At 76.5% G+C, this 9,618-nt stretch carries 7 protein-coding genes; all 7 read right to left on the bottom strand.

The window, feature by feature from the left end:
* Window positions 1-129: 129 nt before the first annotated feature.
* The 7 genes from lnt to ACFWDO_RS08095 all read right to left on the bottom strand — a co-directional run bounded on the left by lnt (window position 130) and on the right by ACFWDO_RS08095 (window position 9,617).
* Window positions 130-1,986 (bottom strand): apolipoprotein N-acyltransferase, encoded by a 1,857-nt coding sequence (gene lnt / locus ACFWDO_RS08125; protein WP_380316370.1) that lies wholly within the window; start codon window positions 1,984-1,986, stop codon window positions 130-132.
* 96 nt (window positions 1,987-2,082) lie between these two features.
* Window positions 2,083-3,744: an amidohydrolase gene (locus tag ACFWDO_RS08120; protein WP_380316367.1), complete on the bottom strand. Its 1,662-nt coding sequence runs from the start codon at window positions 3,742-3,744 to the stop codon at window positions 2,083-2,085.
* Window positions 3,745-3,871: 127 nt separating this feature from the next.
* Window positions 3,872-6,814 carry a DEAD/DEAH box helicase gene (locus ACFWDO_RS08115; protein ID WP_380316364.1) on the bottom strand — a complete coding sequence of 981 codons (2,943 nt, stop codon included), beginning with the start codon at window positions 6,812-6,814 and terminating at the stop codon, window positions 3,872-3,874.
* A gap of 99 nt (window positions 6,815-6,913) precedes the next feature.
* A complete protein-coding gene (locus tag ACFWDO_RS08110; RefSeq protein WP_380316382.1) occupies window positions 6,914-8,032 on the bottom strand; it encodes a diacylglycerol/lipid kinase family protein in 1,119 nt (372 codons plus the stop codon).
* A complete protein-coding gene (tatC, locus tag ACFWDO_RS08105) occupies window positions 8,025-8,765 on the bottom strand; it encodes a twin-arginine translocase subunit TatC (protein ID WP_380316379.1) in 741 nt (246 codons plus the stop codon). Before tatC ends, ACFWDO_RS08110 begins: the two co-directional genes overlap by 8 nt.
* A 36-nt stretch (window positions 8,766-8,801) precedes the next feature.
* Complete coding sequence (tatA, locus tag ACFWDO_RS08100; RefSeq protein WP_380316361.1) at window positions 8,802-9,107, bottom strand: Sec-independent protein translocase subunit TatA; 306 nt, start codon at window positions 9,105-9,107, stop codon at window positions 8,802-8,804.
* 93 nt (window positions 9,108-9,200) lie between these two features.
* Window positions 9,201-9,617, bottom strand: coding sequence for a hypothetical protein (locus tag ACFWDO_RS08095; protein WP_380316358.1), 417 nt, complete (start codon window positions 9,615-9,617; stop codon window positions 9,201-9,203).
* Window position 9,618 lies beyond the last annotated feature (1 nt).

Genomic DNA, 9,618 nt, shown 5'->3' with positions numbered 1-9,618 from the left:
CTCGCCGCGCCCCTCGCGGGGGGGCGCGCCGCCACGCGGCCCCGCCGCGCCTCACCTCCCCCCCCAGCGGGGGGGCCCCCCCCCGGGGGGCCCCGCCCTTCTCGCGTGTCACCGGGTTCACCGGGGACGTCAGCGCCGTCGTGCCCGCACCGCGGACACGATCCCGCCCAGGACGAGCACCACGGCCGCGGCCCCGACCGCCCAGCCCGGCCAGTAGCCTGCCCGCACCGCCGGCGTCAGCTCCGTGCGCAGCGGCAGGTCGGCCACCCAGTGGTCCGGCGTGAACAGCTGCGTGCGCGCCACCAGCGTCCCGTCCGGCGCCACCACGCCGCTCACTCCCACCGTCGAGACCTGCACCGCCGCCCGGCCCGTCGTGATCGCCTGCATCCGCGTCATCGCCAGCTGCTGCGTCGACTCCGCCGTGTACCCGAACGACGCGTTGTTCGTCGGCACCACCAGCACCTGCGCACCCCGCTGCACGGCGTCGCGCACGATCTCGTCGTACGCCACCTCGAAGCAGATCACCGTCGCCATCGGCACCGTCGCCGGCCCCGAGCCGCGGCCGATCGCCGCGCCGTCCACCCGCAGGTCGACCACCGCCGGCTCCGTGCCCGGGATCATGTCCGTCGTGACCCGGTCCACCTGCGCGCTGAACAACCGCACGAAGGAACGGATCGGGATGTACTCCCCGAACGGCGCCGGGTGCTGCTTCGCGTACCGCTGCGTCACGCCCTGGCCCGGCTCCCACAGCAGCGCCACGTTGTAGCGGCCACCCGTGGCGGGGTACTCCTGCGCGCCCACGAGGATCGGCGCGTCCACCGCCCGGGCCGCCGCGTCGATCGCGTCGCCCACCTCGGGTGTCGTCTGCGGGTCCAGGTCCGAGCCGTTCTCCGGCCACAGCACCACGTCGACGCCGTCGGTCGGGCCGTCGCCGAAGTCGCCCGCCGCCTGCTCGTCCGCGATCGCGTACGTGCCGTCCAGGTGGTTGTTCAGCACCTCCGCCCGGTTGGCGAAGGAGCCCTCCCCCGGCTCCGACACGTTGCCCTGCACCCCGCCCGCACGCAGCACGCCCGCCTGCGCCGTCCCGGTCCCGGCGTCCACGACCGTGCCCTGGTGCCCCGGCTCGTTCGCGTCCGTCACCTCCCGGGTGCCCGCGTCGTGCGCCAACGGCAGCAGGAGCGGCCCGAGGACCAGCGCCGCCGCCGCGACGACCATCGCCCCGGCGCTCGCGGACCCGCGGGCCCGCTGCGCGGCGTCGCGCCAGTCCGTGCGCAGCACCCGGCCGACGGCGAGCGCGAGCAGCACGCCCGCGGCCGCGACGAGGAGCGACACGAGCGTCGTGCCGCCCAGCCACGCGGCGCGCCCGGTGGGGGCGCCGGCCACCGTCCAGGCGAGCCGGCCCCACGGGAACCCGCCGAACGGGATCTCCGAGCGCCACTGCTCCACCGCGACGAACAGCACGGCGAACACCAGGCCCTGCGCGAGCGGGTGCCGCCGCACCCAGCCCCAGCGGCGCGCCCACGTCCACAGCGCGCCGAACCCCGCCAGGAACAGCGCCTCGAGGGACGCGAGCGCGATCCACGGCACCGTGTCCGTGGCGAAGTTGGCCCACCAGATGTGCGGCAGCCAGAACGTCGCCCCGGCCACGAGGCCCACGAGGAAGTTCCAGCCCGCCGCGCGGCGTCCGTCGCGCCGCAGCGCGGCGAACAGCAGCGCCACCCCGACGAACGCCAGCGGCCACGCCCCCACGTCGGGGAACGACGCCCACAGCGCGACGCCGGACGCGACGGCCAGCAGCAGCGTCGCCGGACGGCTCGCCCACCGGTCCGACGGCGTGGGCGCGCCGGTCCGGGCACGAGCCTCGTCGCCCCCCTGGCCGCGCTCCGGGCCACGCCGCTGATCGTGCGTCGGGTCGCTCTCAGGGGCGCGGTCCGGTGCCGGGTCGGACCCGCTGTCGGAGGGCCCCTCGAGCGGGGTCGGGCTCACGTGCAACACCCCCGCAGGGTACGTGAGAACCGACGCCCCTCGGGCGCGGCTCGGGTCGGCCCCGGGCGGTGGGAACCGTCGGTCGGGGCCGCCGGGTCAGTCGAAGGTGTCGTACAGGACGACGCCGTCGCGCACCGTCTGCAGGCACACGGGATCCGGCTCGCCGGGCGACAGGTCGGGCAGCAGGGGCTGGCCCGCGCGCGCCTCGGGGTTCCATGCGGACAGGCGGCCCTCCGGCGCCTGCACGGACAGGGCGTCCGCCCGCCACACCGCCAGGTGCGCGGGGGCGCCGACGCGCAGCTCGCCCGCGCCCGTGTGGTCGAGGCCGGCGAGCCGCCACCCGCCGCGCGTGTGCGCCCGGAACGCGGAGCGGGCGGAGATACGTTGCGTGGCGTCCTCGTGCGTGAGGGTGGCGCGCACCGCCTGCCACGGGTCCAGCGGGGTGACCGGGGTGTCCGACCCGAACGCAAGCGGGACGCCCGCGCCGGCGAGGTCCGCGAACGGCGACAGGGTGGACGCGCGGGCCACGCCCAGGCGCGCGGCGTACATGCCGTGGCTGCCGCCCCACGCGGAGTCGAACGCGGGCTGCACCGACAGCGCCACCCCGTACAGCAGGAGGGCGGCCAGCGCCGACGCGTCGACGAACAGCGCGTGCTCGATGCGGTGGTGCCCGGAGCGCAGCAGGCCCGGGCCGTGCTCGGCGGCCGCGAGCTCCAGGCCGCGCACCACCTCGTCCATCGCCCGGTCGCCGATGACGTGGAAGCCGCCCTGGGTGCCCGCGGCCGAGCAGGCCGCCAGGTGAGCGGCGATCTCCTCGCCGCGCAGGAACAGGCGCCCGTCGGCCTCGGCCGCCCCCGGGCCGGCGAGCAGGTCCGCGTACGGGTGGCGCAGCGCCGCCGTGCGGGAGCCGATCGACCCGTCGGCGCACAGGTCGCCGGCGATGCCGGTGAGGAACGGCAGCTCCGCGAGCATCTGCCGCGCGTCGTCGGCCGTGGCGCACAGCTCGCCCCGGTAGGCCACGACGTGCGGCAGCGCGCCCGCCGGGTCGGCGGTGAGCGCGACGAGCTCGGCCAGCCCCTCGCGGGTGTCCATGTTGGGCTCGCTCATCTCGTGCACGCTGACGATGCCGCGCGCCGCGGCGTCCTCGAGGGCCCGCCGGTAGGCCCGAGAGCGGCGGGCGGGCGACACCTGGCGCACCACGGCCGCGGCCGTGTGATGCGCGTCGGAGGTAACCATGCCGGACGGGTCCCAGCCGGGCAGCCGGTCGAGGCCCGCGGACCGCGCGAACGACCCCGACACCACGGCGGAGTGCCCGTCGACGCGGGCGGCGTACACGCGGCGGCCGCCGCACGCGGCGTCGACCTCGTCGGCGGAGGGGGCGCGCCGCTCGGGCCAGGTCTGCTCGTCCCACCCGAACGCGAGGAGCACCTCCTGGCCGCCCGGGTCGGCGGCGTCCAGCTCGCGCGCCCCGCGCGCCAGCGCGTCCAGCGCCGTCGCGAGCGACGTCACCGCCCCGGCGGTGAGGTCGACGGACTCGGCGGCCAAGCCTGTCTCCAGCAGGTGCACGTGCGCGTCGACGAACCCGGGCGCCACCAGCGCCCCGTCGAGGTCGATCACGCGGTCCGCGCGCGCCGCGAGCCCGACGGCCGTGTCCTCCGCCCCGATCCAGGCCACGACGCCGTCGTCGACGAGCAGCGCCTCCGCGAACGGGTCGGCGGGGGTGTGGACGGCTCCGTTGCGGTAGAGAGTGGACGTCACGGCTTGCACTCTAGGGCACCGGCCCACGCACGACCCCCGCCGGACGGACACGACTTCGTCACCTCGGCGCGGGACCGAGGTGACGAAGGGTGAACGGGGGCGACGGGGAGGGCGACGGGCCGGCGGCTCAGACGCTCGAGTAGGCCACCACCCCGCGCAGCACCGCCGTCTGCGCCTTGCGGGCGGTGGTCCGCAGCGCCGGCCGCGGCGCCGCCTTCGCCAGCTGGTCCAGGACGTCGAGGACCTGCTTGCACCAACGCACGAAGTCGCCGGCGGCCACGTCCGTGCCGCGCAGCACCGTGTCGAGGTTCTTGCCCGACGCCCACCGGTGCACCGGGGCGACCAGGCCCAGGTCCAGCGGCCCCGTGGCCTCCAGCCGGTGCGCGGCCTCCAGGTCCGTCACCTCCGACCAGATGCGGGTCGTGGCGTCCAGCACCTGCGCGAGCCGCCCGTGCGGGCCGCCCGGCACGTACGGCTCCGCCGCCTCCTCCCGGCGCCCGGAGTACACGACCGTCGACACGGCCGCGGCCAGGCCCGGGGCGTCGAGCTCGTCCCAGACGCCGCGCCGCAGGCACTCCGCGAGCAGCAGGTCGTCCTCGGCGTACAGGCGCCCGAGCCAGCGCCCGTCCTCGGTGACGCCCAGCGCGCCGTCGCCGTCGGACCCCGCGCCGCCCGCCGGCGTCGCCAGGTAGCCGAGCCGTGCCAGGACGTCGCAGGTGCGGTCGAAGGTGCGCGCGATGGACCCCGTGCGCCCCTCGACCCGGTGCACGAGCTGCTCGTGCTCGCGCCGCAGCCGCTCCCACCGCTCCGCCCAGCGGGCGTGCTCGTCACGGTCCGGGCAGCCGTGGCACGGGTGCGCCCGCAGCGCGGCCCGCAGCCGCTGCAGCTCGGCGTCCGAGGCCGCGTCCCCGCGGCGCCCGGCCCGGCCGCCCGACGACGCCCCGCCCTTGCGGCCCGGGTGCCGGCCGGACCCCGCGTCGCCCGCGAACGCGCCCAGCGCGTTGCGCATGCTGGATGCCAGGTCGCGGCGCTGGTCCGGGCGGCGGGCGTTGAACGACTTCGGGATGCGCACCGTCGCCACCACCGCCACGCCGTCCGGCGCGTCCGCGAGGGTCAGCTTCTTGACCTGCCGCTCCTGGGTGAGGACGGTGGGCCGCGGCCCGTCGAAGCTGCGCTCGTCCTTGCCCGCGTCCAGCACGACGACGTACCCGCGACGCCGCCCCGACGGCACCTCCACGACGTCCCCGCGCCGCAGCTTCTCGAACGACTCCACGGCGTCCGCGCGCCGGGCGCCCGACGCGGCCCGCGACAGCTCCTTCTCCCGGTCCTTGATCGCGACCCGCAACCCCATGTACTCCGCGAAGTCGCCGCGGTCGCACGCCATGGCCTCCGCGTACCCCTCCATGGCCTCGGCGTGCGCCTGCGCCTGCTTCGCGAGCCCCACCACGCCCCGGTCGGCCTGGAACTGCGCGAAGCTCGTCTCCAGCACGTCGCGCGCCCGCTCGCGACCCACCTGCCCCACCAGGTTGACCGCCATGTTGTACGTGGGGCGGAAGCTGGAGCGCAGCGGGTACAGCCGCTTGGACGCCAGGCCCGCCAGGGCCACCGGGTCCAGGCCCGTGTGGTCCACGACCACTGCGTGCCCCTCCACGTCGATCCCGCGGCGGCCCGCGCGGCCCGTGAGCTGCGTGTACTCCCCCGGCGTCACCGGCTGGTGCGCCGTGCCGTCCCACTTGACCAGCTTCTCCAGCACCACCGACCGGGCCGGCATGTTGATCCCCAGCGCGAGGGTCTCGGTGGCGAACACGATCTTCACCAGGCCCCGGGAGAACAGCTCCTCCACGGTCTCCTTGAACACCGGCAGCATCCCCGCGTGGTGCGCCGCCACGCCCCGCGACAGCGCCTGCACCCACTCGAAGTACCCGAGCACGTCCAGGTCCTCCGCCGGGATGGTGGCGGTACGCTCCTCCACCACCCGACGGATCTGCGCCTCCTCCTCCGCGTTCGTCAGCCGCAGGCCCGCGCGCAGGCACTGCTGCACCGCCCCGTCGCACCCCGCGCGCGAGAAGATGAAGTAGATCGCGGGCAGCAGCGCGTCCGCGTCCAGCGAGTCCACGACGGCGAACCGCGGCGGCGTGCGCCGGTGCGCCACCGGCCCGCCCGCGCCGGGCCGGTTCCCGCCCCGGCCCCGGTAGCCGCGGTCGCCGCGCCCCCGGTGCCCGTGCCGCCCGTGCGGGCCCTGTGCCCGCGCCGACGTGCGGAACATCGCCTGCAGGTCCGGGTTGATGGGCGGGTTGGTGCCCGGGTCGGTGGGGTCCACGTGCCCCGCGTACAGGTCCATCAGCCGCGGCACGCCGCGCGGCTCCGGCGCGGAGACCACGACGTGCTGCCACAGCGGCACCGGACGGCGCTCGCTGACCACCACGGCCGTGTCGCCGCGCACGGTGGCGAGCCAGTCGCCGAACTCCTCCGCGTTCGACACCGTCGCCGACAGGGAGACCAGCTGCACGTGGTCGGGCAGGTGGATGATGACCTCCTCCCACACAGGGCCGCGGAACCGGTCGGCGAGGTAGTGCACCTCGTCCATGACGACGTACGCCAGCCCGTCCAGCGCGGACGACCCCGCGTACAGCATGTTCCGCAGCACCTCGGTGGTCATCACCACGACGGGCGCGCCCGCGTTGATCGACGTGTCCCCGGTGAGCAGGCCCACGTTCGCCGCCCCGTGCCGCGCGACGAGGTCGGTGTACTTCTGGTTGCTCAGCGCCTTGATCGGCGTCGTGTAGAACGCCTTGCTGCCGCCGGCGAGCGCGAGGTGGACGGCGAACTCCCCCACCACCGTCTTGCCGGCGCCCGTGGGGGCGGCCACGAGCACGCCGCGGCCCTCCTCGAGGGCGACGCACGCGTCGACCTGGAACGGGTCGAGCTCGAAGCCGACGACCTCGCGGAAGCGGCGCAGCTCGCCCTCGGCGTCGGCACGGTCACGCGCGCTGCGGGCCCGCGAGGCGGCGTACCGCTCGGCCGGGCTGAGGACGTCCTGGCCGGCGTCGGGGCGGGGGTGGGCGGTCATGCCGCCAGCCTAGGCGCCGGACCCGACGCCACGGTGCGACGCCCGGCCGCAGGCGGGCACGAGCGCCCCTTCGCCCGGCCACCTGACCGGCGACCGCGCTCAGCGGGGAGCGACCAGCACCTCGACGGCCCGGGCGCGCGCCTCGACGCGCAGCGGCAGGGGGCCCAGGGGCTCGCCGTCGGCGTGCGCCACGGGCAGGGGCCGTTCGCCGGCGACCCAGGCGTCGGGGCCGGGCTCGACCGTGACGGCGCGCGCCCGCACCACGTGCACCTGGTGGTGGTGCACGTGCCGGCCGGTGAACATGCTGGGGAACAGGGCGAGGGCGCCGGGGCGGGACAGGTCGGTGGCGACGACGACGTCGAGCAGGCCGTCCTCGAGCGACGCCCCGGGGGCGACGCGGATCCCGCCGCCGATCTGGGGGCCGTTGGCCGCGGTGACCAGCGCGGCGCGGCCGGTCCACGTCGCCGTGCCCGCGGGCCCCGGGCGCAGGCGCAGCGCCCCGCGGGCCGGCGGTGGGCGGTGGCGCCGGGCCCGCACGCCGGAGCCCTGGGCGTCCCCCGGCCCGCGCTCGTCGGTGCCGTGGTCGACGACGCCGTCGAACGTCAACCGGTACGACCAGGGCCGGTACCGCACCAGCTCGAGCGCCGCGGCCACGGTGTACCGGGCGCTGCCGCGGGGGTGGCTCAGCAGGTTGGCGCGCGCGTTGACGGCGGCGTCGAGCCCCGTGGACACGGCGCCCGCGACCCACCGCCCGCCCGGCGGCACGCCCGGGCCGGTGACGAACGCGGCGTCGAGGGCGCGCCGGCCCGCGGGCCCGGCGTCCAGGGCCCGGCACAGGGCCTGCCCGGCGGCGGCGGGGTGGCGCACGGGCAGCCCCAGCGTGGCGGCGAAGTCGTTGCCGGTGCCGACGGGGACGATGCCCAGCGGCACGCCCGTGCCGGCGACGGCCTGGACCCCCAGGTGCACCATGCCGTCGCCGCCGACCACGACGAGCGCGTCCACGCCCCCCGTGCTGCCGGTGCCGTCGACGGCGGCGCGGGCGCGGGAGAGCGCCATGTCCGCGTCGGGGCCGGACAGGTCGACGACGTCGTGCCCGGCGCGCCGCAGCCCCGCGAGGACGCCGACGCCCGCGTTCGCGGCGCGCCCCTTGCCGGCGGTGGGGTTGACGACGACGCCGAGGCGGCGGGGGCCCGCGCCGGTCCGTCGCGCGTCAGACAGCGGGGGCGACCCGTTGCTTGTCGACGCGCCGGTCGTGCAGGACGCACAGCCCGAGGGCGCCGAAGTAGAGCACGACGATCGGCGCGGCGACGAAGATCATCGTGAGCGCGTCCGGCGTCGGCGTCATCACCGCGGCGAACACGAACGCGACGAGCACGGCCCACCGCCACCCCTTGGCGAGCGTCTCGTGTCGCAGCACGCCGGCCATGTTCAGGCCGACGAGGAACACGGGCGACACGAACGCGATGCCGAACGCCAGCACCAGCCGCATGACGAAGCTGAGGTACCCCTGCGCGTCCGTGAAGTTGGTCGCGCCCTCGGGCACGAAGCCCGCGAGGATGTCCACGGCGTGCGGCAGCACCCACCAGGCCAGGGCGGCGCCGCCGAGGAACAGCGGGACGGCCGCGCCGAGGAACCCGTACGCGTACCCCTTCTCCTTGCGCGTCAGCCCCGGGGTGATGAACGCCCACAGCTGGTACAGCCACCACGGGCACGACACGATCACGCCCAGGAACAGCGCGACCTTGATCTTCATGTCGAGCGCGGACGCCATGCCCGTGAAGTTGAGCGCGATCGTCTTGCCCTGCTCCTCCGCCGCGACAGCCAGGGGCGACTGCAGCGCGGACAGCAGCGGTTCGTACAGGACCCATCCGGCCGCGGCACCCACGACGAGCCCGCAGGCGGCGAGGAAGAGCCGCTTGCGCAGCTCCAGCAGGTGCTCGCGCAGGGGCATGCGCCCCTCGGGGTCCCGGGTGTCTCCGGGCACCGACTACCCCCGCGGGTGGTTCGGGTCGACCAGACCCGGGATCTGCTCCTGGCCGGCGCCCGTGCCCGGGTTCGCCTGCGTCGGAGTGGTGGTGCCGCCGGCGACCGGGGTCGACGGCGCCTGTGCCGTCTGGTCGGTCTTCGGCTCGTTCGAGTCGTTGAGCTTGCCGTCGTCCGTGAGGTCCTTGACCTCGGACTTGAAGATCTTCATCGACTGCCCGACGCTTCGCGCCAGGTCAGGGAGCCGGCGCGCCCCGAACAGCAGCAGGATCACGACGACCAGCACGATGATGTGCCAGGGCTTGAGCATGCCCATGAGAGTGGCTCCTCGTTCTCGACCGCCCGTGGGCGGGGTGTGTCGGGTTCAACCCTAATGGGTCCTGGGAGTGCTGGGTGTCGCGCGTCACAGGTTCGCCGCCCGGCGGGGTCGCGCGGCAGTCCGTCCACCGGCGCGTCCGCCGGCCCGGGACGCCTTCTCCGCGGTGCGGCGATCGAGCCAGGCCTGCGTGCCCCAGCCGCGCCAAGTGTCCTCCTGGCGGGTGCGGCGCACCGCCGCCCGCTCGGCGCGCCGGCGGCGCTGGTCGGCCACACGCTCGCGCAGCACGACGGGGTCGTCGAACATCGTGGGGGACGTGTCGGCCCGGTGCGCCTGGGCCTCGGCGACCGCGGCCGTGATCCGGTCCGAGGCGGACCCGAGAGCCTCCCCGGCCCGCGACGCCTCGCGCAGCGCGCGCATGCCCGCGCGCCACAGGTGGCGGCCCAGGAAGAACGCCCCGACGAGCGCGCCCACGACCAGCCCGGCCCAGATCCAGCCCCACATG

The sequence above is a fragment of the Isoptericola sp. NPDC060185 genome, from assembly GCF_042728595.1.
Lineage (GTDB): Bacteria > Actinomycetota > Actinomycetes > Actinomycetales > Cellulomonadaceae > Isoptericola.
Note: the sequence above shows the minus strand (reverse complement) of the source record. Positions and strands in the feature narration are given on the sequence as shown.